The organism is Serinicoccus hydrothermalis (assembly GCF_001685415.1).
Classification (GTDB): Bacteria; Actinomycetota; Actinomycetes; order Actinomycetales; family Dermatophilaceae; genus Ornithinicoccus; species Ornithinicoccus hydrothermalis.
In genome coordinates this window covers 2,174,140-2,199,118 of record NZ_CP014989.1, presented here as the reverse complement: position 1 = coordinate 2,199,118, position 24,979 = coordinate 2,174,140, and the positions used below count along the sequence as shown (strand labels likewise).

Here is a 24,979-nt window from a genome sequence, read left to right as displayed (position 1 = left end):
TCCTCAGGTGGGGTCGACCGGCCAGCGGTCGTGGATCTCGCGCAACGGCGAGGGGGTGAAGTGGTGCACCTTGCTGCGGCCGGCTCGTGCTGTCTCGACCAGGCCTGCCGACTCCAGCACCGAGATGTGCTGCGAGATGGCCTGCCTCGTCATGCTCACTCTGTGCACGGTGACGAGCCGGGCGCAGAGCTCGAAGAGGGTCTGCCCGTCCCGTCGCTGCAGCTCGTCCAGGACGAGTCGTCGCGTGGGATCCGCCAGTGCCGCGTAGATGTCTCCCACAGCGGAAGAATAGGCAAGTCCACGCTTGCATGTCAACGGTCGTCCGCCGCCGGCGACCACGGCCACCGGCATACTGACGTTCGTGGACCGCCTCACCCTCGTCTCCGACGTCCACGGCAACCTCACGGCATACCGGGCGGTCCTCGATGACATCGAGCGGCGGGGGATCACCCGGGTGCTCAACCTCGGGGACCTCGTGGGCAAGGGGCCGCGGGGGGCCGAGTGCATCGAGCTCACCCAGGAGAGGTGCGAGGTCACCGTTCTCGGGAACTGGGACCACTTCCTGGGGCGCCCTGACGTGGAGCTCGAGTCGGCCGGGCGGTGGTGGCGCGACCAGATGCGGCCCGGTCAGCGCGAGTGGCTCACGCGGCTGCCGTTCTGCCACGACCTCACCGTCAGTGGTCGTCGGCTGCGCCTGCTGCACGCCTCGGCCGGGAGCATCCTGACCAGGGTGTTCCAGCAGCACAGCGACGAGGAGTTCGACGGGATGTTCGCGGCGACTGAGGCGACGGGCGAGGGTCCGACGCCGACGGTGGTCGGCTACGGCGACATCCACGCGGCATACCTCAAGGTGCGGCGTGGACTGACGCTCTTCAACGTCGGCAGCGTCGGCAACTCACTCGACGAGCCGTCCGCGTCCTATGTCATCGTCGAGGGGGCGGTGGACGGCGGGCCGGACGAGCCCTTCGGGCTGCAGTTCGTGCGGGTGGCCTACGACATCGAGGGGGAGGTCGCGGCGGCCCGGCGGCTGGGCGCCCCGGAGCAGGAGGAGTATGCGATCGAGCTCCGGCGGGCGATCTACCGGGGACGGGCCCGGGCGGAGGGTCTGATCGCGGCTGACTGCTGAGCCGCCCGGACACGCGGCCCGGCGACTACGAGCGGGGGCGGTAGCGCAGAGCGGTGATCCCCGACCGGAACTCCTGACGGTCGACCAGGTTCAGCCGTCTGTGCTCGTGCAGGCCGGCGAGGAGCGTCGGCCCGTGACCGGCGACGACCGGGTGCACGACGAAGACGTACTCGTCGATGAGCCCCAGGTCGGCCAGTGCCAGGGGGAGAGTCACCCCACCCACGAACAGCCCCCTGCCGGACTCCTGCTTGAGCTGCTCCACGGCGCGCTCGAGGTCGCCCCGGATCAGCCGCCCGTTCCAGTCGACCCGGCTCAACGTGCTCGACACGACGTGCTTCGTCGCCGGGTCGATCATCTCGGCGAAGGGTTTCTGCCAGTCGGCCATCCAGGCGGGCCACGTGCCCGAGCGCGGGCGCCGCCAGGCGGACTCCATCATCTGGTAGGTGACGCGGCCGAAGATCAGCGCATCGGCACGGCCCATCTCCTCGGTCCAGAAACGCATCGACTCCGCGTCGGGAGGCAGCCCCGCCTCGTGGTGGCAGCAGCCGTCGAGGGTGGTGTTGATGGCGTAGCGGAGGGGTCTCATCTCAGTTCCTCCATCGCTCGATCGGGCTGGTGTCGAGAGCAGCGAAGATTACACAGCACGTCCGGGTAACTTGGCGCGCCCTCGCGCACGCTTCAGGGTCGCCGCGTCAACAGTGATCGTGAGCCTCGCCATGGCCGAGCGTAGCGGCGCCCCGGCGCCTTCAGTTAGTGACGGTCCGTCGCTCCAACAGTCGAACTCAGGCACGCCATGTGATTTGCGGTGGCGTCGGGGTCGTCTCAGTTGAGCCGTAGGAGCCCGCGGCAGTCGGCTCCATGCGGCGCTTTCAACCGGCCGCACGTGGCGAACTCTTGGTCTGACTTGTCTGACACAGATGTAGTATGAGTGTCATGACCACCATCACCGCACGAGACGCGTCCCGGGGATTCTCCGCGCTGCTCGACCGCGTCGAGCATGACGGCGAGGAGTACACCGTCGAGCGAGATGGCCGGGTCGTCGCTCGTATCGTGCCGGCGACGACCCGCACCGTCGCCGGCTTCCTCGCCCGCCGCGCCGGACGTCTGTCGCTCGACGACGATTTCGCCGCCGAGGCCACAAGCGCCAACTCCCTTCTCACCGTGGACTCAGCAGACCCATGGCCCGCCTGATCCTCGACACCAATGCCCTGATCCAGCTCGATCGCCAAGGCGAGCGCGCCACTGGGATCTCCGAGTCCGACGACATCGCCATCGCTGCGGTCACGCTCGCTGAGCTGCGTCATGGCGCCCTGGCGGCGGACACTGCCCGTCGGCAGGCGCGGGAGCAGTTCATCCAGGACGTCGAGGAGACGATCGAGGTGCTGCCTTACACGAGGTCGACCGCAGCCGAGCACGCCGCGCTGCTCGACCACGTTCGTCGCTCAGGAAAGCCCCGTGGCGCCCACGACCTCATCATCGCTGCGCATGCACGGCAGACCGGACGCCAGATTGTTTCCCTCGACGTCAAGGCGCGCTTCAGCGACCTGCCCGGCGTCGGCATACCCGCTGGGTAGTAGCCGCAGTCGCGCGCACAGCAGGGCCAGGAGAGTCGTGCAGCACAGCGATGCGCTGCCTCGGTGAGAGCCATGCAGTCCACGCTCACGGGACCCGCCGTACACCACCCTGGTGGACCCAACTCGTGCGAAAGTGTCTGCGATGATCCCGCCAGCATCCGATGTGCCTGCCGTGATGGACGTGACCCGTGAGTTCCAGGTCTCACTCGAGCGCGAACTGGGTGGTCGGTCCAGCACGAACTGGCTTGTCTCAGGGAAGAACGACGCTCTGGTGCTCCGGCGGTACCTCGATGTTCTCGAACTGGGTCCGACGATGCAGCGCGAGGCGATCGACTGGCAGGCCCAGACACGGGCACGGTTGCATCGGGCTGGGTGGCCGGTGGCCGCTCCGATCGAGGAGCCTCTCCGATCTGGCGGCGCGTGGTGGACGCTCGAAGAGTGGCTCCCGGGCACGTCGGCCCAGATGAGCCCGACCCAGCATGCGCACCTGTTCGCCCGGTGGGGAAACCTCGTCGACCTGGCCGAGGAACTCGGTCCGCAGCCTCATCGTCTCGACCATCTGAATGTGCTTGTCGACGACGACGCCGCCCAGTCCTTCGCCGAGTGCGCCGACGAGCAGGATCGAGGGTGGCTGCTGAGACGACTGGACCAGGTCCGGGCTGGGGCACAGGACGTGGACTGGGACGCGTCCCCGCGGACTCTGGTTCACGGTGACCTGGCAGGGCACAACCTCCTGTGGTCCGGTGGACGTCTCACCGGCGTGCTGGACCTCGAGCTGGCCACAGTCGACCGTCGAATCACGGAGGCGATGCTGGTGTGGCGGTGCCGTCACGATGACGTGCTGCTGGCCTACGACAAGGTAGCCAAGCTCAATGATCAGGAATGGCGGATGGTCCTCATCGACTGGTGGGCGCTGATGCTCAGCCTGTGCCTGTTTCACCTGCGTCGTGGACGTCAACCCGGACGCTGGGAACTCGACGCCCTCCGCCGCACCTCTCCCTTGAGCGAGAAGCTGTCCCGCGACCTCTTCAACGTCCGGCCGTGACGGTGATGCCGACGTGAGGCGCGGGCCGATGACTCGGCTGCAGGACCAGACGCTTAGCGCAGTGCGGCCAGCTCGTCAGTGACGCGATAGCCACGCTCGAGCACTCCTGGAATCATGTCGTGGCGTCCGAGACGGATGGGCCACTCGAGTTGCAAGAGGATCTGTGTCGCTGCGAGCACGGCCGCGTTTTCCCAGCCGACCACGGCCACTACTCGCGCCACCGCTGCGCTGTGACACCGTTCAGCGGACCTTGAAGGTGTGCCATAGCAGGGTGGGGAGGTCAGTCGCTCGGGTTCCGCTGCGCTGCCGCTTCGCCGCACACTTCGGGGAAGCGCCCGGGCCAGGTGAGAGTGACGCCATGCTCCGCGCGGATGTCCACCCAGTCGAGTCGTTTCGGCGGACCCTCCACCGCCAACACTCCCCGCATGCGGTCGATGTCCGGCCAGTGCTCAGCTTTGGTCCTGAACAGATACGCGAGCAGTTGACCGAGACCCAGTCGCAACTGCGACTCCTGATTTGCATCCGTGAGGCTCTTGACCTCGCAGACATAGAGGACGCTGTCCGCCACCCAGGCCACGTCGAACGGCTCGTCACCGCCGCAGGGTGAAAGCGGCAGGAGTCCGCTTTCGCGGACATGTGCAGCCACTTCGACCTCAAGATCCTTGTGCGCCTTCGTGCCGCGGTCGATCGCATCGGCGTTCCAAGGGACCAAGACTGGCTCACCGCTGACGACTCCGTCCTCGACCCCCCGGGAGGGCTCTACATAGGGCCGACCGCCCCGTTGGAGTCCGGCCGAACCAGTCCCCTCGAGCCGGTTCCGCTCCACAACTTCCTGCACGTCATGGATGTCCACGCCGTAAGCAGCCGTCAGGACGCTCATGAGCTCGAGCGGCGCACCCGCGTCGTGCAACAGCCTCAGCGTGACGGCAGCCTGCATGCCGGTCGTTGTGCGGGGCAGGTCGCCGATCGCTTCGTTGTTGAAGGCTTCATGAGGTAGCACGCCTGTTCTGACGGCTTCCAGGGCGTCGAGCGCCGCCGGTGACTCGTAGTGGCGGGGCGCGGGCATCGACTCGGCAGCATGCCAGTTGTGATGGGTGATGGCCCTCGAAGCTGCGAACGCCGTCGCGTCGCCACTGACGTCTCGCGCCCAGGATTTCAACCTCTTCGTGACCTCAAAGATGCCTGGGGCCTTTGCTGCGGGATGCTCGTTGGTCGCAGTCATGGTTGTGCCTTCCTTCGCAAGACGAATCGGGCTGCGTCAACAGCAGTCGACGTGCCGCAACGCGCCGTTCTCCGCTCTCAACTGGTGTCGAGATGCAGTGAAGATTGCACGATCGTGAGGGGTCGATCTTGCGCGACTGTCGCTCAAACCGACGATCCGCGCAAAGTAGGGCCACACGCCAGGGGGGCGCGTGGTTCACCTCCCACGTGGTCCGCATTGGCGGAGGCGCCAGGCTGGGGCCCCTGACAACGGAGCGGAGCGACGCATCGGAGGCGCTGCAGTCACCGTTATTGGTACAGTCAGTGCTGTATAGTTCAGCGCGTGCTGACCATTGCTTCTCGTCTGGATGTGATGAACCGGCTGGGCCGGGCGCTGGCGGATCCCACCCGGTCACGGCTTCTCCTGGTGCTGCTTGAGCGGCCTGCCTACCCGGCGGAGTTGGCGCGCGACCTTGGCCTGACGCGCTCGAACGTGTCCAACCATCTGACCTGCCTGCGAGACTGCGGCATCGTGGTCGCCGAGCTCGAAGGCCGCCGCACACGCTATGAGATCGCGGATCCGCACCTGGCGCGGGCGCTGACCGCGCTGGTCGAGGTTGCCCTCGCAGTGGACGAGAACGCCCCGTGTCTCGATCCGGCTTGCTCGATCGCCAGATGTTGCGCCGCCGAGGCTGGCGCATGATCCTGTCCTCGGTCCTGCAGGCGATCGGCCTGTTCATCGCGACCAACATCGACGACATCATCGTGCTCTCGCTGTTCTTCGCGCGCGGCGCAGGACAGTCCGGAACCACGGCCCGGATCGTGCTGGGCCAGTACCTGGGGTTCGCGGGCATCCTTGGCGCGGCAGTGCTCGTCACCCTGGGCGCGGACGCGTTCCTGCCCTCGGCAGTCATCCCGTACTTCGGACTCATCCCGTTGGTCTTGGGTCTGTGGGCCGCATGGGAGGCCTGGCGCGGGAACGACGACGATGGTGACGATGCCAAGGTCACCGGCAAGAACGTCGCCGTCTGGACGGTCGCGGGGGTCACCTTCGCCAACGGTGGGGACAACATCGGCGTCTACGTCCCGGTCTTCCTCAGCGTGGGACCGGCGGCCGTGGTGGCTTACTGCATCGTCTTCCTCGGGCTGGTCGCGGTCCTTGTCATGCTGGCCAAGTTCGTGGCCACCCGCCCCCCGATCGCCGAAGTCCTTGAGCGGTGGGAGCACATCCTGTTCCCCATCGTCCTCATCGGACTGGGCATCGCCATCTTGGTCAGTGGCGGAGCCTTTGGCCTCTGACCAGAGCCGTCGGGACTTACGACCGTGCACCAGTTACCCGGCCTCCGCTTGCCGAGCACTCCTGAGGTTCCCTGGAAGAGCCGACGGAGCGCAGTAGCGGCAGACTGCCAAACCTCCAGCTGGCCACCGAAGAATCGGAGGGTGTGTCAGAGCGGGTCGCGGGGCTGCCGGCGTACCCGAGGGATGCCGAAGGTGTGCAGTGTCACGCGCAGCAGGAGGGTGCGGTGGAGTAGTCGCGGGATCGGCATACCGGATGTGGTGTTCAGCGGCTGGAGGAGCGGTCCGTCAGTTGGCTGGTCGGGATGGCGTGGCAGACATGCTGGGGGAGGCACTGGCCGGGATCCAGCGTGGTCGCCCGATGGCTGAGCCAGCGCACATGCTCGAGCAGTTCGCTGAGTTGAGAGAGCCGTGCTTGGAGTGCGGCGGCGTGGTCGGCCAGCAGGGTGGCGACGTGGTGGCAGGGTGCTTCGCTGATGTCGCGGGCTGAGATGACATCTCGGATTTGGGCGAGGGTCAGTCCCGCTGCCTGTGCGGCTCTGATGAATGCGAGCCGGTCCGCCGCGCTGGCGTCGTACTGCCGGTAGCCCGATGTGGTCCGTGCGGGCGCCGGTAGCACGCCGGCCGTTTCGTAGAACCGGATGGTCTTTGTGCTCACGCCGGTTGCCGCGGCCAACTCTCCGATGCGCATACCTGCACCGTAGCTCTTGACCTTCCAGTGCACTGGAAGCCTTACGGTCTAAGCGACCCTGCGTCCCGACCGGAAGAGAGCAGTCATGGTCCAGTACGACTTGATCGTCATCGGCACCGGGGGTGCGGCCATGGCCGCCGGGATCGAGGCGCGCTCCCGCGGAAAGAGCGTGCTGCTGGTCGAGCATGGTCCGCTCGGCGGTACCTGTCTGAACGTGGGATGCATCCCGAGCAAGAGCTTGCTCGCTGCAGCTGGCCGGCGCCACCGGGCGCTGACCAGCCCGTTTCAGGGTGTGCCCACCAGTGCTGATGCCCCCGAGGTGGGGGAGCTGATGAACCAGAAGCAGGGGTTGGTCGAGCACCTGCGCCAGGCGAAGTACGTCGATGTCGCCGAGGCGCACGAGTTTGCCATCACCTACGGGCATGCGCGGTTTCTGGACGAGCACACGCTGCAGGTCGAGGACCAGATGTTGCGCGCGGCGTCGTACGTGATCGCCACCGGAGCAGCCCCGCTCATTCCGGACCTGACCGGCATGAGCGAGATCGAGTACCTGACGTCGAGCACCGCGATGGAACAGCAGGACCTGCCCGTCTCGATGGTCGTGCTGGGTGGGGGCTATGTCGGTCTGGAGCAGGCTCAGCTATGGGCCCAGCTGGGCGTTGACGTCACCCTCGTGGGCCGGATCGCCCCCTACGCCGAACCCGAGGTCGCTGACGTGCTGCGAAGCGTCTTCGCGCAGGACGGGATCACGGTGGTCGAGGAGCACGGGCGGGAAGTGGAACCCACCGCCGAAGGGGTCAAGGTCACCACGGTCAGCGGTGCTCAGGTCCAGGGCCAGCGCCTGCTGGTCGCCACCGGCCGCTACGCCAACACCACCGGTCTGGGACTGGAGGCCGCCGGGATCGGCACGGACGCCCGCGGCTTCATCGTCGTGGATGAGAACCAGCGCACGACCAACCAGCGGGTGTTCGCCGCCGGGGACGTCTGCGGTGCCCCGCAGTACATCTACGTTGCCGCGCAAACGGGCCGGGTCGCCGCGTCCGGTGCGCTCGGCGAGCTGTCTACCGTGGACTACCGCGGCCTGCCCGGAGTCACGTTCACCACTCCTCAACTCGCCAGCGCCGGACTGACCGAAGCCCGAGCCCTGGAACTCGGCCACCACGCTGAGAGCCGGGTCCTGAGCGCGCAGGACATTCCGCGCGCCCTGGTCAACCAGGACACCCGCGGGGTCCTCAAGCTCGTCATCGACACCCAGACCCGCAAGATCCTGGGGGTGCATGCTGCGCTCGACGGTGCCGGGGAGCTCATGCTTGCCGCGACGTACGCCATCAAGTTCGGCCTCACCGTCGACGACCTGACCGACACGTGGGCGCCCTACCTCACGATGAGCGAAGCCCTGCGCATAGCAGCCGGTCTATTCCGCTCGACCATGCCCACCAGCTGCTGCGCCTGAGGAGAGCCGGTGAGACGGTCGGTGCAGTAGTTCCGCCACATTCCGACGGCTGGCTGGACTACGCGGATCGACGTGCTTCGGCCGGAGCCGGAGCGCGGACGATGTAACCCTGAGCCCGTACAGCCAACTCCTCCATAACGTAAAGTGATGGTGTCCATCACGCCCGCCTATTGCCGCATACGGCGGTCGTTTGTGCGAACTTGGCTGCATCTCAACAGAAGATCGCTCTTACGGATAACCGTGGGGAATGTTACATAGGGACGGTCGCTGCGCAAGATTGGCTGCATCTCGACAACCGTGTCGAGATGCAGCGAAGGTTGCACGTCCGACCCGGTCAACCTTGCATGACCTGGCACTGCCGGCACGGGCTGTGCAAAGTAGCGCCCGACTCGCGGCATTTAGCGTGCGACCAACATCTCCACCTTCGGTGTCAGCGGCTCTCCCGTCAGTGGTCTGGCGGCGTCGGCAGGAGCTCGGACAGCCGGGTGTCGGCGATCAGGTCCTTCAGGGAGTTCGCCGTGAAGACCTTGCCGCGGGTCGCGACGATCATGTGGCTCATGTCCTCGCGGCGCACACCGAAGCCTCGGCCGTCGATGCAGGCCACCACCTCGAACGCCGGGCGACCGGCCCTCTCGCGTTCGTCGCGCATGGCCGCCAGGCGCAGGATGCGGGCGACCTTGTCGCGGGCCGTGCCGTCGTCGCCGGTGATCTTGGCTTCGATGATGACTGTGGGGTCGAGTTCATCGGGGCTGAAGAAGTCAGGTGGCCTGATCGAAGCCCCGGCACCCGATCGGCCCGCTTGGTCTTGCGGAATGGGGATGCGGGCCTTTGCCAGCAGGTCCTCGATGGCATTCTCCATCACGTCACCGACGAGCTCGGAGACACCGTCGCGGTGGCTGGCGAACGGCCGTCCAAGGTAGCGCTCGTACAGCAGGACGGCGCAGGGGACGTGCTGCTCGGCGAGGTATCAGAGGGAGTCCAGCCCCTCCTTGGTGTCGATCTTGTCGAGCCGGTGGATCAACCCGTCCTAGCTAGGTATCCGAGGCACCTTCGAGCAGCACGTTGCACGCAGCGCGGAACAACGCGGTCACCCGGCCCACGTTCAGGTCGGAGGAGCCACCCCGGGTTGTGAAATAGGCCGGATTGGCCTTCATGTTCTTGTCCAGCCCGCGAGCCCAGTTGTTCGGAGTCAGTGGGCGTGGTGCAGCTTGTTCTCGTGGTGGTGGGTTGTGGCTGTCTGTTGGTGGCTCGTCGTGGTGGTCGGGGAGTGGCGGGTGTGGGCGGCCCGGAGGCCGTTGCCGATGACGACGACTTCGGCGAGCTCGTGGATGAGGACGACGGCGGCCAGTCCGAGCGTGCCGGTGATGGATAGCGGCAGTAGTACCACGATGATCGCTAGTGACAGTGCGATGTTCTGGTTCATGATCCGTCGCCCCCGGCGCGCGTGGTGCAGTCCGTGGGCGATCAGGCGGAGGTCTTCGCCGGTGAAGGCTACGTCGGCGGACTCGACCGCGGCATCGGAGCCGGTCGCGCCCATCGCGATGCCGACATCCGCTGACGTCAGCGCCGGAGCGTCGTTGATCCCATCGCCGATCATGGCCGTAGGGGTGTCCTTGGCCAGGGCGGCGATCTCGCGGGCCTTGTCCGCCGGCCGCAGCTCGGCGCGGACGTCGGTGATGCCGGCTTCGGTGGCGATGGCTCGTGCGGTACGGGCGTTGTCGCCGGTAAGCATGGTCGTGGCGATGCCCTGCCGATGAAGGATCTGGATCACTTCTGCCGCCTCGGGACGCAGCTCGTCCCGGACACCGACAGCGCCTGCGGGCTGCTCGTTGCGGTGGATGATCACCACCGTGCTGCCGCGTTCCTCCAGCTCGGCGACTCGGTCACCGAGCGCGCCGGGAGTCAGCCAGCGGGGACTTCCCACGGCGACCGCCAGCCCGTCGACGGTGCCGGTGATGCCCTGCCCGGGGTGCTCGGTGACCGCCTCGGCACCCGGGACGTACGCGGCCGCGCGGGTGATGGCCGTTGCAAGGGGGTGGGTGCTGTGGGCTTCCAGTGCTGCTGCCCAGTTGAGCACGTCGTCCTCGCTGTGGCCTGCGGTGGTCAGCACCGCGGCGACAGTCGGCTCGTTGCGGGTCAGGGTGCCGGTCTTGTCCAGCGCCAGGTGCTTGATGTCACCCAGCCGCTCGAAGGCGGCACCGGACTTCACGACCAGCCCGAACCTGCTGCCGCCGCCGATCGCGGAGATCACCGTGACCGGCACCGAGATTCCCAGGGCGCAGGGCGATGCTGCCACGAGGACGACGAGGCCGCGGGTGATCCACTCCATCGGATCGCCGAACATCGAGCCGATCGCGGCGACCAGCACGGCCAGGACCAATACGCCCGGGACGAGCGGCCGGGCGATCCGGTCGGCCATGCGGGCACGTTCGCCCTTGTCGGCCTGGGCCTGCTCGACCAGCTCGACCACCGTGGTCAGCGAGTTGTCTGTCCCTGCCGCAGTGGCCTCGACCTCCAGGACCCCGGAGGTGTTGATGGACCCGGCGAGCACCTCGTCACCGGGTGCCACCTCCACCGGGATGGACTCCCCGGTGATGGCTGAGGTATCCAAGCTGCTGTGCCCGGAGCGGACCACGCCGTCGGTGGCCAGCCGTTCCCCGGCCTTGAGCCGTAACACCTGACCCACGACCAGAGACTCGGCCGCAACGTCACGGACCTCGCCGCTTGACTCCACGACCGTGGCCGTGGCAGGAATCAGGTCCAGCAGTGCCCGCAGCCCGGAGCGGGCCTTGTCCATCGCCCGGTGCTCCAGTGCCTCGGCGATCGAGTAGAGGAACGCCAGGGCGGCGGCCTCCCCGATGTACCCCAGGAGAACCGCACCGGTGGCGCTGATGGTCATCAGCAGGCCGATGCCCAGCCGACGCCGGGTCACCAGCGCGCGCAGCGCCTCGGGCGCGAACTGAGAGGCCCCCAGCAGCAGCGCGGCCCAGAACATCACCAGTGCGACCGTCTCCAGTCCCGACCACCCGGTGAACAGTCCTGTCAGGAGCGCCAGCCCCGAGGAGATCGGGATCTGGACGCTGCCGTCCTTCCACCAGGGCGTATGCGGTGCCGGTTCCCCAGCCGAGCCGGGAGCCGGGGCGGGGGCGCAGCATGCGTCAGCCATCAGCGCATCTCCCCTGCAGACTCACAGCAGCCCTGCACCGGACAGGCCGGATCCAGGCACGGAGCATCCTCATCGACCGCCAGGGTGGTCTCCACCAGGGCGTTGAGCGCCCGCGCCAGGTGGGCGTCGGTGATCTCATAGCGAGTCTGCCGGCCCTCCGGCTCGCCGACCACGATCCCGCAGTCGCGCAGACACGCCAGATGGTTCGACACATTCGACCGCGTCAGGTCCAGGTCTCGGGCCAGCTCAGCGGGGTAGGCGGGCCGCTCCAGCAGGGTCATCAGGATCCGCGACCGGGTCGGGTCCGCCATCGCCCGGCCCAGACGGTTCATCACATCGAGACGAGAAGCAATAGTCAGCACTTGCTGAACTATACATGGGACGCTGAACTATAGACGTGCCCATGCCTGCTCTCGCCAGCCCGGCCGCTGCCGTCCCCTGACCAGCTACCAGGTGGCCCCTTCGCAGGTGTGGTCGGCGGACTCGACCTGCAGGGTGGCGTGGGCGATGCCGAAGCGGGTGCGCAGGACCTCGGTGGCGGCGTCCAGGACCACCTGGCTGTCGGCCTGCTCGGCGGTGGTCAGGTGGGCGGTGGCGACGTCCATCCCGGAGGTGAGGGTCCACACGTGCAGGTCGTGCACGTCGTCCACCCCGGGCAGCTCTTCCAGGGCACGGACGATGTCGGCGGGCTCGACGTCCTTGGGTGCGTGCTGGCCGAGCACCGCCAGCACCTCGCGGCCGAGCATGACGGCACGGACGAGCACGAAGACGGCGATGGCCAGGGCGATCACGGTGTCCCACACCGCCGCGCCGGTGAAGGTGATGAGCAGTCCGGCGGCGATGACACCGACCGAGCCGAGCGCATCCGCCATCACCTCCAGGTAGGCACCCTTGACGTTCAGGCTCTCCCCCGCCCCGCCGCGCAGCAGCAGCAGGGCGACGATGTTGACGGCCAGGCCGACGACACCGACGACGAGCATCACCCCGGAGGCCGGCTCGGCCGGCTGGCCCAGCCGCCCGAAGGCCTCGATGGCGATGTAGACCGACACCCCGGCCATCATCAGCACGGCGAAGCCGGAGGCGAAGATCTCAGCCCGGTAGGAGCCGAACGTGCGCCTACCGGTGCGGTCCGGTCGGGTGGCGATCGAGGTGGCCAGCAGGGCCATGCCCAGGGTGACCACGTCGGCGGCCATGTGGCCCGCGTCTGCGAGCAGCGCCAGCGACTGTGACAGCAGCCCGGCGACGAGCTCGACGCTGAAGAACCCGGCGGTCAGTGCGAACGCGACGACCAGGCGCCACCGGTGCCGGGTGCCGGCCGAGCCGTGCCCGTGCCCGGCACTCACGACAGCACCTTCCCGTGCTGCGCCGCCGAGGTGACGGCGGGAGGGTCGTGGTCGACGTGCTCACGGGACAGGTCCAGCAGCATCCGGACGTGGGCGTCGGAGAGCCGGTAGAACACATTGCGCCCCTGCCGGCGCCCGGTCACCACGCCGGAGGCGCGCAGCAGCCGCAGCGCCTGGGAGACCGTGGCCTCGGCGATGCCGGTGGCCGCGGACAGGTCGCACACGCACAGTTCACCCGCCTCCAGCACCGCGTACAGCAGCCGGGCCCTGGTCGGGTCCCCGAGCAGCTTGAACATCGCCGCCACCTGGCCCAGCTGCTCCGGGTCGGGAGAGTTGGCCCAGACCATCGCCACCTTCTCAGGGTGGACACAGGCCACGGTGCAACCGTCCAGCCCGACAACCTCGGTCACGAACATCCCCAATCTCTGAGCAGATGATCAAGTATCATCGCAGAGCACGTCGTCCTGTCAAACCCAGCCCGTGGAGGCCATGTGAACCGTCAGCTGTCCATCTCGATCATCATGCTGGGCGTGTTCGTCGTGGGAGTCGCGTTCATCCTCTGGCTCGCCCGGGGCGACTCCCCGCAGGCGAGTTCGGACGCTGCGGCCGGGACGTCCACGGCCCAGCTGGTGCGCCCGGACAGCCACGTGCTGTCCCAGGCGGAGGGCCCGGACGCGCCGGTCCTGGTGGAGTTCCTGGACTTCGAGTGCGAGGCCTGCCGTGCGGCGTACCCGCTGGTCGAGCAGCTGCGTCAGGACTACGACGGGCAGCTCACGGTGGTCGCGCGCTACTTCCCGATCCCCAGTCACGCCAACGCGGTCAATGCGGCCGTGGCGGTCGAGGCCGCGGCGCAGCAGGGGCAGTTCGAGGCGATGTACAAGCGCATGTACGCCACCCAGGCCGAGTGGGGCGAGCAGCAGGAGTCCAAGGCGGACGTGTTCCGCGGCTTCGCCGAGGAGTTGGGCCTGGACATGGACGCCTACGACGCCGCGGTCGCCGACGAGGCCACCGCCGAGCGGATCGCGCGGGACTACCAGGACGGTATCGACCTGGGCGTGCAGGGCACCCCCACCTTCTTCCTGGATGGCCAGCTGCTGCAGCCGCAGAGCGAGGCTGACTTCCGCGACGCGATCGAGGCCGCCATTGCCGACTGATACCCGCGCCGCCCGCACCGGGAGGGTGACGGGGTGGGTGCTGCTGGTCACCGGGCTGGTCGGTCTGGCCGCGGCGTTCGTGCTGCTGATCGAGAAAATCCTGCTCCTGCAGGACCCTTCCTACGTCCCGTCCTGCAGCATCAACCCCGTCCTGAGCTGCGGCTCGGTCATGGCCACCCCGCAGGCAGAGGTTCTGGGCTTTCCCAACCCGGTCCTGGGCGTCGCCGGTTTCGCCGCCCTGGCCACCGTCGGCGCTGCCCTCCTGGCCGGGGCCCGGCTACGTGCCTGGTTCTGGGTCGGGGTCCAGGGCGGGACCACGGCCGGTGTGCTGTTCGTCCACTGGCTCATCTACCAGTCCCTGTACGTCATCGGCGCCCTGTGCCCCTACTGCATGGTCGTCTGGATCGTCACCATCACCGCCTTCGTCACGACCACGACCCACCTGGTCCGGCGTGACCCGCGGGCACGGACCCTGACCCGGTACGCACCCACCCTCAACCTGGCATGGCTCCTGGCCATCGCCGTCCTCATCGCCATCCGCTTCGCCGACTACTGGGCCAGCCTCCTCACCGGGTGAGCCCGCCGTGCACCCGTGCAAGGAGGAAGAACATGGAGAACCCTGGCGAGAGCCAGCACCGCAACGGACTGCCAAGCACGGGCGGATCAGACCAAGGCATGCGGGCGAGCCCCGGTGTCGATGACGACGCGATCGTGAGTGGGTGGAGCGCGATGCGCCCGTTCGTGCTGATCGGCCTCGCCTGCATCGTCACCGGTGGGCTCGTCGCCGCCATCACCGGTCCGACCGGCTTCGAGCACGGCTCGTGGATGGCCGCCTACCTCGTTCTTGTCGCGGGCGTGTCCCAGGTCGGCCTCGGCGCAGGGCAGGCGTTGTTGCCCAGACGGCCACCGACGCAGCCGACGACGACCTGGGAGCTCCTGACGTGGAACGCGGGCAATGTCGCCGTGATCACCGGGACCCTTAGCGGTACCCCGGCGCTCGTCGTTGTTGGCGGCCTTGGGCTGTTCCTCGCGTTGGTGATGTTCCTGTCCGCAGTCAGACAGACGGCTACAGCACGAGTTGGGTGGCTCGCGGCCTACCGGATCCTGGCTGCACTGCTCGCCGCCAGCGTCCCGGTAGGTCTGTTCCTGTCGCTCACGCGCCACCAATGAATCGCGTGGCTCACCGGGTGCGCCGTCACGGTGCCCGTCGCCCAACCCGGCCGGTGACCTGCCACGCGGCCAGGCCTGTCCCGGTACTGGCCAGCCGTCTGCTCCTCAGCCTTCTGGGCGGGCTGGCGCTGTGGTTGGCCTTTCCGGGGTACGACGTGTGGTGGCTGGCGATCGTCGGCTGCGCCGCCCTGGCCCTGGCCACCGCGGGCGCCCGGTGGTGGGCCGGCGGACTTGCCGGGCTGCTGCTCGGGCTCGCATGGTTCACTCCCATGTTCACCTGGGCCGGGACCTACGCCGGGACCGCGCCATGGCTGGCGATGAGCATCGCCTCCGCCTGCTACCCGGCCGCCCTGGGGAGCGTGCTCGCCCTGCTGCAACGGCACGGTGCCGTCCGCCCGGTCACAGGCGCCGCGGCCTGGGTGCTGGTGGAATGGGCCCGCTCGGTCACGCCCTTCGGCGGGTTCCCGTGGGCCCGGCTGGGGTTCAGCCAGGCCGACTCACCCCTGCTCGGGGCGGTCAGCATCGTCGCCGTCGCCGGGCTGGGTTTCCTCGTCGCCCTGTGCGGCGGACTGCTCGCCGTGACCGCGCAACGGCTGCTGCAGCCGGGCCGCACGGACCGCCGCCGAGCCTGCGGCGTTCTCCTCGTGGCTGCCGTGCTGGTGCTCGCTCCGACGCTGGTGCCCCGTCCGACGCAAGGTGAGCCCATCTCCGTGGCCGCGGTCCAGGCTGACCTGCCCGAGGGCTTCAGCCGCACCCTCAGCGCCGAACCCGGCACGATCCTGGCGCGCTACACCGACCGCACCCAGGACCTGGCCGAGCGCGTCACCCGCGGACAGGCCACGGCCCCGGAGCTGGTGCTGTGGCCCGAGGGCGCCACGGACCTCGACCCGCTCGACCCACGGAGCGGGCAGGACACCACGGCCCGGATCATGCAGGCCGTCGACGCGATCGGGGCACCGGTCGTGCTCGGCGGCATCTCCCGGAAGGGCGGCGAACCGGCGCCCTCCAACATGGTCTTCGGCTACCTGCCCGGGCAGGGCCTGGCGGATGTCTACGCCAAGATCTACCTGGCACCGTTCGGCGAGGTCATGCCGATGCGGCCGCTGATGCGCCACCTCAGCCCCTGGGTGGACCGGATCACCGACCTCGCCCCAGGCCGGGAACCAGGCGTCATGAGCCTGCCCCTGCCCGAAAGCGGAGACGTGGTGCTCGGGCTGGCGATCTGCTTCGAGGTACTCTTCGACCCCGCCATGCGCGACCTGGTCTCCGGCGGTGCCGAGCTGCTCGTCGTGCCGACCAGCAACGCCTGGTTCGGCGAGGGCGACCAGGCGGCCCAGCACATCGCCGTCTCTCGCGTACGCGCCCTCGAGTACGGCCGCTCAGTGGTGCACATCAGCAACGTCGGCGTCTCCGGCCTGATCACCCCGGACGGCACCGTCCACGACCGCACCCGACTCTACACCGAGGCGACCCTGGAAGGAGTGCTCCCCCTGCGCACCGACCAGACGCTCGCCCTCCGCACCGGCCCCTGGCTCGTCCCTGCCGCAGCACTTATCGTGCTCGTCGGTGCGCTGCGGACCGCACGCTCGGTGGCCCGCCGCATGCCCAGCTCCAGACCATGACCCCGCCTGAAGCGTGGGGCATCTGACGGGTGAGCGTCTCAGCATCGCCTCTCGGCCCGGGCACCGGACGGTAGTGCCGTTCTTCGCGGGTGGACGGGACATCGCGCTCCACACCGACCGAAGTGCCCGAAGGGGACAGGGCAGGTCGGGCACCATCCGCTGATCGCAGTCACCGGGGACCTCACCTGTCCGAGCGAGGCGTTCCCGGAGGCCGCAGACGACCGGCCTGTTCGATGTGGACCTGGCGGTGATCGGGCCCGCACCGGGGGGTCGCGGGAGCCCTGGCTAGCCTGTCGGTATGTTCTCCGCCTGCCCTGGCACGATCCTGTGCGCGCCGACCGATGGTGGCGAGTGCGTGGTGGGCCCGTGAAGCTGTCCTCGAAGCGCTGCGCCGGTGCGGTCGCCCTGCTCGCGGCGGTCTCCTTGGCTCTCGCCGGCTGCGGTGGCGACCGCTCGTCGATCAATGATCAGATGCGACAGGGGGACCAGAAGGGTTACGTCGCCGGCGACGGCACCATCCAGGTGCTCACCGCCGAGGAGCGCGAGACGGTCATCACCCTCGAGGGCACCACCCTGGAGGAGAAGGCATGGTCCTCCCAGGACCACCTCGGGGAGGTCGTCGTCGTCAACGTCTGGGGTTCGTGGTGCGGACCGTGCATCGCCGAGGCGCCAGACCTGGAGGAGGTCGCCACCGGTTTTCGTGACGCCGGTGAGCCGGTGCAGTTCATCGGGGTCAACAGCCGTGACTCGGTGCCCAACGCCCTGGCGTTCCAGGAGAAGTACGACGTCTCCTACCCCTCCCTGCAGGACGACGGCGGCCGCACCCGCGCGCAGCTGCAGGGGCTGGCCGTCGCGACCCCGACGACGATGGTCCTGGACGGCCAGGGACGCCTGGCTGCCCGGGTCAGCGGCCAGGTCGACGCCTCGACGCTGCGCGGGCTCGTCGAGGACGTTCTGGCCGAGCCCGCTGCCGACGAGGAGGCCCGGTGAGCGAGGTCGTCCTGTCCGGGCCGTTGCTGCTGGCTGCCGCGATCGCGGCGCTGGCCGGTCTGGTGTCCTTCGCAAGCCCCTGCGTGCTGCCGCTCGTGCCCGGCTTCCTGGGCTACGTCGGGGGTATGACGGCCCAGCCAGCCGATGCCCGGTCACGTTCGGAGCGGTGGCGCGTGCTCGTGGGGTCCCTGCTGTTCGTGGCGGGCTTCACCGTGGTGTTCCTGGCGATGAGTGTGGTCATCTCCTCCCTCGGGCTGGCCCTGGCGCAACATCAGGGGCTGCTGCTGCGCATCGGCGGTGTCGTCGTCCTCGTCCTCGGGCTGGTGATGGTACTGCAGCCGACGGCCGCAGTGCGGGTGACGTGGCGTCCGGCCGCCGGGGTCGCCGGGGCACCGCTGCTGGGGATCGCCTTTGGCCTGGGCTTCAGCGCGTGCACCGGCCCGGCCCTGGCCGCGATCCAGACCCTCGGCACCTCGATCCTGCCCGGCGACGACCAGGTGGGCCGTGCCCTGGTGCTCGGCACCGCATACAGCCTGGGTCTGGGCGTGCCCTTCACGCTCATCGCCGCCGGCCTCGGCTCGGTCAGCCGCGCCTCCCGCTGGTTGCGCGACCACTACCTGCTCGTGCAGCGCGCCGGTGGCGGACTGCTCGTCCTCCTCGGACTGCTGATGCTGCTCGGGGTGTGGGCCGAGGCGATGGCCTGGGTTCAGACACGCCTCACCAGCAACTTCACGACGGCGATCTGATGAGCACCGACCAGCACCACGAGGTTGCCGCGGGCGGTCCTTCGCCAGAGCGGATCGCGCCGGACTACCCCAAGAACCGCACCGAGCTCGGCGGCCCCCGCCTGGGCCTGGGAGGGTGGGCCAGGTGGGCGTGGCGACAGCTGACCAGCATGCGCACCGCGATCTACCTGCTGCTGCTGCTGGCCGCCGCATCCATTCCCGGCTCGATCTTCCCGCAACGCTCGGTCGATCCGGTCCAGGTCCGCGGTTTCTTCGAGGAGAACCCGGGGATCGCGCCGTGGCTGGACCGGTTCTTCCTCTTCGACGTCTTCTCCTCCCCATGGTTCGCCTCGATCTATCTGCTCCTGATGATCAGCCTCATCGGGTGCATCGCGCCCCGGACGAGACAGCACCTGACCAGCCTCCGCGCCCAGCCGCCACGGACCCCGCGGCGTCTGACCCGTTTTCCGGCCACGGCGCACGGCGAGGTCGACGCCGAACCTGGCGTGGTGCTGGCCGCGGCCCGGCAGGCGCTCAAAGCCAAGGGCTACCGGCTCCGGACCGCCGAGGAGGGCGAGCTCGCGGTGAGCGGGGAGAAGGGCTACCTGAAGGAGACCGGCAACCTCCTCTTCCACACCGCCCTCCTCGGCGTGATCGTCGCCTTCGCCGCCGGCAACCTCTTCGGCTGGCGCGGCGAGATCATTATCAAGGAGGGCGAGTCCTGGACCGCCGGCCCGGGGACCTTCGACACCCTGAATTTCGGTCCGCTCACCGACGCCAGCGCCATCCCGACCTTCACCGTCGAGCTGAACCAACTCGAGGTCGACTTCGAGACCCAGGCAGAGGGTGCGCAGTTCGGGCAGCCCCGCCGCTTCGAGGGGCTGGCCACCGTCGAGATCCCGGGCCGGGAGGCCGAGCAGCAGCAGCTCGCGGTCAACTACCCCGTGTCGGTCGGGGGCGACTCGATCTTCCTGCTCGGCAACGGTTACGCCCCGGTCGTGACCGTGCGGTCCCCCGACGGGAAGCTGCTGTTCTCCGACGCGGTCACCTTCCTGCCGCAGGACAACAACTACGCCAGCGAGGGCGTGATCAAGGTCACCGGCCAGGATCCTGGGCTCGGCCTCGTCGGTGGTTTCCTGCCGACCCTGCAGATCGACCCCGAGCTGGGGATGCTCTCCTCCTTCCCCGGCCTGGTCGACCCGACCCTGGCGCTGACCCCCTTCGAGGGTGAGATGTTCCCCGACGGCCGCCCGCAGTCCGTCTTCGCCCTCGACACCGACCAGATGACCCAGGTGACAGACGCGGACGGCGACCCGGTCGCGATGTTGCTGCGTCCGGGTGAGTACTACGAGCTGCCCGACGGCACCCGGGTGGAGTTCGAGAACGTGATCCGGTGGGCCGGTCTGCTGGTGCGTCATGACCCGGGCCGGATGCCCGCGCTAGCCCTCGCCGGCGTCGCCGTGCTCGGGCTCGGGCTCATGCTGGGTGTCAAACGACGCAGGATCTACGTCCGGGTCGCCCCGGGCTTCGACGAAACGGGTGCTGCACGGCATACTGACGTCAGGGTCGCGGGACTGCCCAAGGGCAGCGACCCCGGGCTGCAGACCGTCGTCGACGACGTCCTCTCGCGGATCGTCAGCACCCCGACGACCACCCGGCAGCCCTGGAGCGAGACGAGGACAAGGAATGACTGACCCGCAGCTGTCACTGGCCAGCGACATCGCCGTCTGGGCCTCGCTGGCCGTGCTCGCGCTGGCCCTCATCTCCTTCTCCGCGCACCTGGCCCTGACGGGCGCAGCCAAGGAGCGTCGTGCCGACGTCAGGGCCCACGAGCAGACGCGCATCAGTGTCCTAGCCGTTCCCGGGCACGAGGGACGCGTCGGGACGCCCGAGCCCCTTGACGAGTCACCGTCCGCCGCGGCGGTCGAACCACCCAGCGTCAGCCACCCAAGCGGGGTCACCCGCCGCTGGGGGATCATCGGTATGCAGCTGACCTGGATAGCAACCTTCGGGGTCGTCGGAGGCACCGTGCTGAGGGGCCTGTCGGTGCAGCGCTGGCCGTTGGGCAACATGTACGAGTTCGCCATCGTCAGCGCCTCCTTCGCGCTGGTCGTCTTCGCGCTGTGGAGCACCAAGCGCGACCGGCTCTGGCTGGGACCCTTCGTCGTGCTCCCGGTCATGGCGATCCTCACCGCGGGAAAGATCTGGTACACCGAGGCCTCCCAGCTCATGCCGGCCCTGGACAACACGATGTGGCTGTCGATCCACGTCACGCTCGCCACCCTGTCGGTCGCACTGTTCATCATCGGCGCCGCCCTGGGCATCGCCTTCCTGCTGCGCGACTCCGCCGAGCGCAAGGGCCGGGTCCGAGGCTGGCTCGCCGGTCTGCCGCAGGCTTCCAAGCTGGAGACGATGACCTACGGGATCCACATCTTCGCTTTCCCGCTGTGGACCGTGGTGCTCATCACCGGTGCCATCTGGGCCGAGGTGGCCTGGGGCCGCTACTGGGGGTGGGACCCCAAGGAGGTGTGGACCTTCGTCATCTGGGCGGTCTACGCGGCCTACCTGCATGCCCGAGCCACCAGTAGCTGGACCAAGCGGCGGGCGACCTGGGTGGCGCTGGTCGGGATGCTGTGCATCATCCTCAACTACACCGTGGTGAACCTGCTCATCACCGGCCTGCACTCTTACTCGGGGGTTGCCGCGTGATCGCCACCGGCGACACGGTGGCAGAGGCCCGTCCGACCGCACCCCGTGACACCAGACGCGCCCCAGCCACGTGTTCGCCGGCGGCGCGGGCAAGCCCGATCCAGCACGAACAGCCGGATCCGCGCCCATCAGCCCGGTCCGCAACCTCCGCACCCACCACGGGTTGGTGCATCCACACGGGGCAACAGTCAGCCCATGCTGACCTATCGAGTTCCAGTGTGAAGTCCGATGGCGGCCCCGTGCGTCCCGACCGAGCCCGGAACCGCGGCAGGACAGCTGCGGCGGTTCATCGACCGATGAGGTACATCGTGATCATCGTGGCGATATAGGCCACCGTCACCAGGCCGAAACCAAGCATGGTCAACCTAATACCCCAGCGTCGTCGTCGATCTGGATTATGCTCCTTACGCTTCACGTGTACCGCTCCTATCGTGCAACCAGCTCCAGGACTTCGACCTCCAGACGTCGGCCTGCGGCAAATCTAGCTGCGCTGGGCCAGGCTTAGATAAGTGGCCTCGGGTGACAGTCGTTGCCGGGCAGAACCTCCAGGGACCTCCGGATTTCGGCCGTGCGCGGTGCTCAGCAGACCCGCCCCGGTGGTCGCGAATGGCCTGTACCGGATGGTCCACGTGCTCGGCCCTTCTCCGGCTAGCCCGATGCACCTAACCTGGGTGACCGGATGTAGGCACCTCAACGCGACCTTGCGGTATGGGAGTGGCCCCGGGCCATCGTCGGCCGGTACCGGGCGTGCCTCGAGGGGGCAGATCGTCGGGGCGGGCGCCTGCGGATCTTGACATTGTCTGAACGGCACGGATGACCTGCATCCTTGCTGCGCGGCATAGTTGCCTGGGCGGCGTCTAGCCTGGGCGGCGCCTCATCAGGACTGTCCCCAGGACGGCAAGCACGCCGGCGCCGCCCAGGAGCCAGACCCAGACAGACAGCGCTGACCCCTGATCTGGCGCATCGGGGGAGGCGTTCTCCTGGGAAGGGACCTCTGCTGGGGTTCGGGACGTCTTGGGCATCTCACTGGTCGCCGTCTCGTTAGCCGTGCCAGCTGGTGTCGCGGCCTCACCAGTAGGTTCCGTCGTCGGTGGCGCCTCGGCAGGCGTCGTGGATGCTGCCGGTGTCAGAGTGAAGTTGAACTCCCCCGAGATGGGGTGGCCGTCCGAGGAGGTCACCCGCCACACGACCGTGTAGTCCCCCGCTGGCAATGCGTCTTCCAGCGGCTGGCTGAGCCGCTCGCCGGAAACTATCGGCGCCCCGTCGGCGGCGTCACCGTCTGGACCAGTCACCTGGACCTGTGCCCCGAGTTCGGAGAGCTGCCCGGAGAAGTCCAGCACCACCTCCGTCGGGGGCGTCGAGACCCGCTCATCATCGGACGGGTTGTTGCCGACCAGCTGGTCGTGAGCCATCGCCGCTGGAACCAGCAGCACCGTGAACGCCACAGAACACAGAACAGCAAGGAACGCTCTCACCATGAGGGCATGCTACCCAGCCGCGTTCTTGCTGCCCCTTGCGGGAAGTCGTGGGGCCCCGGCCGTGGATGGGCGCCCACCGAACCCTGGCATGGCGATCCTGCTGCCGGCGGGGCAGGCTTGCGTAGGGGGTGGTTAGCCGTTCGCGGTCGTTCCCTAGCATGGCGGGTATGTCGCCCCAGCCACGCGCTGCGTCCCTCAGCCCTGGCCCTGGCAACCTTGCCGAGAGGCGGGTGCCGGGCACCGTTCGCGCCTTGGGTGTGCCGGTCACGGCGACGCTCGTCGCGCTGGTGATCGCGGTGCCCGTGGCCGCCCTGTCCGGCGCGGCCGCGCCGCTGGCGCTGGGTGATGCGGGCCCGCTCGTGCGCTGGGGGTTGCCGCTGGTCGGGGTCGTGCACGACCTTGCTGCGTCGTTCACGATCGGGCTGCTGCTGGTCGCGGCCTTCCTGGTCCGCGAGGGACGGTCGACGCGGCGCCGGGAGACGGCCGCCCAGCTGGCCTTCCTGTCCTCGCTCATCTGGCTGGTCAGCGCGATCGTGGTGCTCTACCTCACCCTGGGTGAGCTGGCCGGCATACCGCTCTCGTCCCCGGACTACCTCACCGTGCTCCTCACCAACGTCTGGTCCATGGAGCTGCTCCGGCTCTACCTCGGCGTGGCGCTCCTTGTGGTGCCGGTGGTGGCGATGACCGCCTACGCGCGCACCCGTGCTGCGCTTGCGTGGACCCTTCTTCTGGCGTTGGTCGCGCTGGTGCCGCTGGCTTTCGCCGGTCATTCCGCCAGCGCTCTCGGCCACAGAACGGCAGTGGTCGCCCTCAACCTGCACCTGGTAGGGCTGACCGTCTGGGTCGGCGGCCTGATGGCGATCGCCGCCCTCCTGCCCGTGCTTGGTAAGGCGTTGCCCGACGCGGTGCGGCGCTTTTCTACCGTGGCGACCTGGTGCTACGTGGCGGTGGGGCTCTCAGGCGTTCTGTTCGCCACCGTGACGGTGGGTTCTTTCGCCAACCTGGCCACCCCCTACGGGGTCGTGCTGCTGCTCAAGGTGGCGCTCCTGGCGATCCTCGGCGTCGCCGGCTGGGCGCAGCGTCGCGCCGTGGTCGCGCGCGGCGTCGACTCGCCACGCCGGTTCGGCCAGGTCGCGCTGGTTGAGATCGTGCTCATGGCCGCCGCGGTCTCCCTCGGCGTCGTGCTGGGCGGCACACCCACGCCCGTGCCCGAGCCGGTCGACCTCACGCTCACGCTCGACCTCACCGGCTGGCCGCTGCCGGAACCGTTCACCTGGGCGCGGCTGTTCCTGACCTGGCGCACCGACTGGCTCTTCACCCTGGTGGCCCTGGTCGCCATCGGGCTCTACGTCGCAGGCGTCGTCCGGCTCCGGCGCCGCAGTGACCACTGGCCGCTGCACAAGCTGGTGCTGTGGGTGCTGGGCTGGGTTCTTTTCATGTGGCTCACCAGCGGCGGCCCAGGCGCCTACGGCCGCGTCATGTTCTCAGTGCACACGGCCACGTTCACGGGCCTGATGATGGCTGTGCCGATCCTGCTCGTGCCGGCCAACGCGTTCACCCTCACGCTCCGTGCCCTGCCGGCGCGGGGTGACAACACCCTCGGCCCGCGCGAGGTCGTGTCTGCGGTGGTGCACCCGCGGTGGGCCTCGTTCATCCTCAACCCGGTGACCGCCGGGACTCTACTGTTCGCCAGCCTTCTCGCCTTCTACCGGACCCCGTTGCTGCACTGGTCGCTGACGACGCACATCGGGCACGTGTTCATGGTCGTGCACTTCACGCTCACCGGTTACGTCTTCGTCTGGTCGCTCGTGGGCACCGACCCCGGCCCGCCCAGGTGGTCGACGCCGATCCGGGTGATCGTCCTGGGTGTCACGCTCGCCGGGCATGCCTTCTTCGCCCTGGCGCTCATGCAGGGCGCGTTCCTGCTCGGGCCGGAATTCTACAAGACGATCGCCGTGCCGTGGGTGCCGGACCTGCTCGCCGACCAGCAGCTCGGCGGCGTCTTGGCCTGGGGCCTGGGCACATCGCTGACCATCGTGCTCATGGTCATTGTTCTTCTCGACCGCAACCGCGCGCCGGGCCTGCGACGTTCTCACGCACCAGGGTGAGCCGATCAACAAGGACGCCAGCACGCGTCCGGGCTGGTGATCCAGACGAGCGACAGCCGGGCGGCGTGCCTCTTGGGTGGGCGGCGTCGGGCTGGCGCCCGGGGGCACCCGTGATGAGTGGCGCACGTC

The 24,979-nt window shown here is 68.6% G+C and carries 27 protein-coding genes; 16 read left to right on the top strand and 11 right to left on the bottom strand.

The genetic code is table 11. From position 1 onward, the window contains the following. Positions 1-3 precede the first annotated feature (3 nt). On the bottom strand, positions 4-279 hold the full coding sequence (locus tag SGUI_RS10100) for an ArsR/SmtB family transcription factor (protein ID WP_066639568.1): 276 nt from the start codon (positions 277-279) through the stop codon (positions 4-6). An 82-nt stretch (positions 280-361) separates the two neighbouring features. Here SGUI_RS10100 and SGUI_RS10095 point away from each other — a divergent pair, with 82 nt between their 5' ends. Continuing rightward, positions 362-1,126 carry a metallophosphoesterase family protein gene (locus tag SGUI_RS10095; protein WP_066639566.1) on the top strand — a complete coding sequence of 255 codons (765 nt, stop codon included), beginning with the start codon at positions 362-364 and terminating at the stop codon, positions 1,124-1,126. A 25-nt stretch (positions 1,127-1,151) separates the two neighbouring features. Here the strand turns inward: SGUI_RS10095 and SGUI_RS10090 are convergent, their stop codons facing one another. Further along, positions 1,152-1,712 carry a dihydrofolate reductase family protein gene (locus tag SGUI_RS10090; RefSeq protein ID WP_066639564.1) on the bottom strand — a complete coding sequence of 187 codons (561 nt, stop codon included), beginning with the start codon at positions 1,710-1,712 and terminating at the stop codon, positions 1,152-1,154. A gap of 347 nt (positions 1,713-2,059) precedes the next feature. On the opposite strand from SGUI_RS10090, the gene SGUI_RS10085 reads away from it, so the two are divergent. The 3 genes from SGUI_RS10085 (at position 2,060) to SGUI_RS10075 (ending at position 3,745) form a co-directional block, all read left to right on the top strand. Then, positions 2,060-2,317, top strand: coding sequence for a type II toxin-antitoxin system Phd/YefM family antitoxin (locus SGUI_RS10085; RefSeq protein WP_066639561.1), 258 nt, complete (start codon positions 2,060-2,062; stop codon positions 2,315-2,317). Then, entirely contained in the window at positions 2,305-2,700 is a 396-nt protein-coding gene (locus SGUI_RS10080) for a type II toxin-antitoxin system VapC family toxin (RefSeq protein ID WP_066639559.1), read from the top strand. The genes SGUI_RS10085 and SGUI_RS10080 overlap by 13 nt, the downstream gene beginning before the upstream one ends. A 142-nt stretch (positions 2,701-2,842) precedes the next feature. Next, on the top strand, positions 2,843-3,745 hold the full coding sequence (locus SGUI_RS10075; protein ID WP_083190619.1) for a phosphotransferase: 903 nt from the start codon (positions 2,843-2,845) through the stop codon (positions 3,743-3,745). Positions 3,746-4,025: 280 nt separating this feature from the next. Here SGUI_RS10075 and SGUI_RS10070 read toward each other — a convergent pair whose 3' ends face one another. Beyond that, positions 4,026-4,967 (bottom strand): hypothetical protein, encoded by a 942-nt coding sequence (locus SGUI_RS10070; RefSeq protein ID WP_157621799.1) that lies wholly within the window; start codon positions 4,965-4,967, stop codon positions 4,026-4,028. Positions 4,968-5,288: 321 nt separating this feature from the next. Here SGUI_RS10070 and cmtR (SGUI_RS10065) point away from each other — a divergent pair, with 321 nt between their 5' ends. Both cmtR (SGUI_RS10065) and SGUI_RS10060 read left to right on the top strand, forming a co-directional pair. Further along, the gene (gene cmtR / locus SGUI_RS10065; RefSeq protein ID WP_066639548.1) at positions 5,289-5,648 is read left to right on the top strand and encodes a Cd(II)/Pb(II)-sensing metalloregulatory transcriptional regulator CmtR; all 360 of its coding nucleotides are present in this window, start codon (positions 5,289-5,291) and stop codon (positions 5,646-5,648) included. Next, positions 5,645-6,244, top strand: coding sequence for a cadmium resistance transporter (locus SGUI_RS10060; RefSeq protein WP_066639545.1), 600 nt, complete (start codon positions 5,645-5,647; stop codon positions 6,242-6,244). Before cmtR (SGUI_RS10065) ends, SGUI_RS10060 begins: the two co-directional genes overlap by 4 nt. Before the next feature lie 262 nt (positions 6,245-6,506). Here SGUI_RS10060 and SGUI_RS10055 read toward each other — a convergent pair whose 3' ends face one another. Further along, a complete protein-coding gene (locus SGUI_RS10055; protein ID WP_066639540.1) occupies positions 6,507-6,932 on the bottom strand; it encodes a heavy metal-responsive transcriptional regulator in 426 nt (141 codons plus the stop codon). Positions 6,933-7,017: 85 nt separating this feature from the next. Between SGUI_RS10055 and merA the strand changes: the two genes are divergently transcribed. Further along, positions 7,018-8,385 carry a mercury(II) reductase gene (merA, locus tag SGUI_RS10050; protein ID WP_066639538.1) on the top strand — a complete coding sequence of 456 codons (1,368 nt, stop codon included), beginning with the start codon at positions 7,018-7,020 and terminating at the stop codon, positions 8,383-8,385. A 445-nt stretch (positions 8,386-8,830) separates the two neighbouring features. Here the strand turns inward: merA and SGUI_RS17695 are convergent, their stop codons facing one another. The 5 genes from SGUI_RS17695 to SGUI_RS10025 form a co-directional block, all read right to left on the bottom strand. Next, complete coding sequence (locus SGUI_RS17695) at positions 8,831-9,244, bottom strand: hypothetical protein (protein WP_191090892.1); 414 nt, start codon at positions 9,242-9,244, stop codon at positions 8,831-8,833. Positions 9,245-9,574: 330 nt separating this feature from the next. After that, positions 9,575-11,551: a heavy metal translocating P-type ATPase gene (locus SGUI_RS10040; protein WP_083190618.1), complete on the bottom strand. Its 1,977-nt coding sequence runs from the start codon at positions 11,549-11,551 to the stop codon at positions 9,575-9,577. Beyond that, entirely contained in the window at positions 11,551-11,913 is a 363-nt protein-coding gene (gene cmtR / locus SGUI_RS10035; RefSeq protein WP_066639534.1) for a Cd(II)/Pb(II)-sensing metalloregulatory transcriptional regulator CmtR, read from the bottom strand. The genes SGUI_RS10040 and cmtR (SGUI_RS10035) overlap by 1 nt, the downstream gene beginning before the upstream one ends. An 84-nt stretch (positions 11,914-11,997) precedes the next feature. Continuing rightward, positions 11,998-12,894: a cation diffusion facilitator family transporter gene (locus SGUI_RS10030; RefSeq protein ID WP_066639532.1), complete on the bottom strand. Its 897-nt coding sequence runs from the start codon at positions 12,892-12,894 to the stop codon at positions 11,998-12,000. Next, positions 12,891-13,310 (bottom strand): ArsR/SmtB family transcription factor, encoded by a 420-nt coding sequence (locus SGUI_RS10025; RefSeq protein ID WP_066639529.1) that lies wholly within the window; start codon positions 13,308-13,310, stop codon positions 12,891-12,893. The genes SGUI_RS10030 and SGUI_RS10025 overlap by 4 nt, the downstream gene beginning before the upstream one ends. Positions 13,311-13,385: 75 nt before the next feature. On the opposite strand from SGUI_RS10025, the gene SGUI_RS10020 reads away from it, so the two are divergent. The 8 genes from SGUI_RS10020 (at position 13,386) to ccsB (ending at position 21,264) form a co-directional block, all read left to right on the top strand. Further along, complete coding sequence (locus SGUI_RS10020) at positions 13,386-14,048, top strand: DsbA family protein (RefSeq protein ID WP_066639526.1); 663 nt, start codon at positions 13,386-13,388, stop codon at positions 14,046-14,048. A 37-nt stretch (positions 14,049-14,085) separates the two neighbouring features. Then, positions 14,086-14,625 carry a vitamin K epoxide reductase family protein gene (locus tag SGUI_RS10015; RefSeq protein ID WP_335675095.1) on the top strand — a complete coding sequence of 180 codons (540 nt, stop codon included), beginning with the start codon at positions 14,086-14,088 and terminating at the stop codon, positions 14,623-14,625. Between the two features lie 32 nt (positions 14,626-14,657). Continuing rightward, positions 14,658-15,218, top strand: a complete 561-nt coding sequence (locus SGUI_RS10010) for a hypothetical protein (RefSeq protein ID WP_202816576.1) — start codon at positions 14,658-14,660, stop codon at positions 15,216-15,218. A 134-nt stretch (positions 15,219-15,352) separates the two neighbouring features. Then, positions 15,353-16,840: an apolipoprotein N-acyltransferase gene (gene lnt / locus SGUI_RS10005; RefSeq protein WP_237141325.1), complete on the top strand. Its 1,488-nt coding sequence runs from the start codon at positions 15,353-15,355 to the stop codon at positions 16,838-16,840. Positions 16,841-17,206: 366 nt separating this feature from the next. Continuing rightward, complete coding sequence (locus tag SGUI_RS10000) at positions 17,207-17,830, top strand: TlpA family protein disulfide reductase (RefSeq protein ID WP_237141324.1); 624 nt, start codon at positions 17,207-17,209, stop codon at positions 17,828-17,830. Further along, the gene (locus SGUI_RS09995) at positions 17,827-18,576 is read left to right on the top strand and encodes a cytochrome c biogenesis CcdA family protein (RefSeq protein ID WP_066639514.1); all 750 of its coding nucleotides are present in this window, start codon (positions 17,827-17,829) and stop codon (positions 18,574-18,576) included. The genes SGUI_RS10000 and SGUI_RS09995 overlap by 4 nt, the downstream gene beginning before the upstream one ends. Beyond that, positions 18,576-20,249: a cytochrome c biogenesis protein ResB gene (gene resB, locus SGUI_RS09990; protein WP_066639512.1), complete on the top strand. Its 1,674-nt coding sequence runs from the start codon at positions 18,576-18,578 to the stop codon at positions 20,247-20,249. Before SGUI_RS09995 ends, resB begins: the two co-directional genes overlap by 1 nt. Beyond that, complete coding sequence (gene ccsB, locus SGUI_RS09985) at positions 20,242-21,264, top strand: c-type cytochrome biogenesis protein CcsB (protein WP_066639506.1); 1,023 nt, start codon at positions 20,242-20,244, stop codon at positions 21,262-21,264. The genes resB and ccsB overlap by 8 nt, the downstream gene beginning before the upstream one ends. Positions 21,265-21,550: 286 nt before the next feature. Here the strand turns inward: ccsB and SGUI_RS18230 are convergent, their stop codons facing one another. Then, positions 21,551-21,679: a hypothetical protein gene (locus SGUI_RS18230; protein WP_257784395.1), complete on the bottom strand. Its 129-nt coding sequence runs from the start codon at positions 21,677-21,679 to the stop codon at positions 21,551-21,553. Between the two features lie 442 nt (positions 21,680-22,121). Next, positions 22,122-22,742 (bottom strand): copper resistance CopC family protein, encoded by a 621-nt coding sequence (locus tag SGUI_RS09980; protein ID WP_083190616.1) that lies wholly within the window; start codon positions 22,740-22,742, stop codon positions 22,122-22,124. A 257-nt stretch (positions 22,743-22,999) separates the two neighbouring features. On the opposite strand from SGUI_RS09980, the gene SGUI_RS09975 reads away from it, so the two are divergent. After that, a complete protein-coding gene (locus SGUI_RS09975) occupies positions 23,000-24,850 on the top strand; it encodes a bifunctional copper resistance protein CopD/cytochrome c oxidase assembly protein (RefSeq protein ID WP_066639502.1) in 1,851 nt (616 codons plus the stop codon). Positions 24,851-24,979 lie beyond the last annotated feature (129 nt).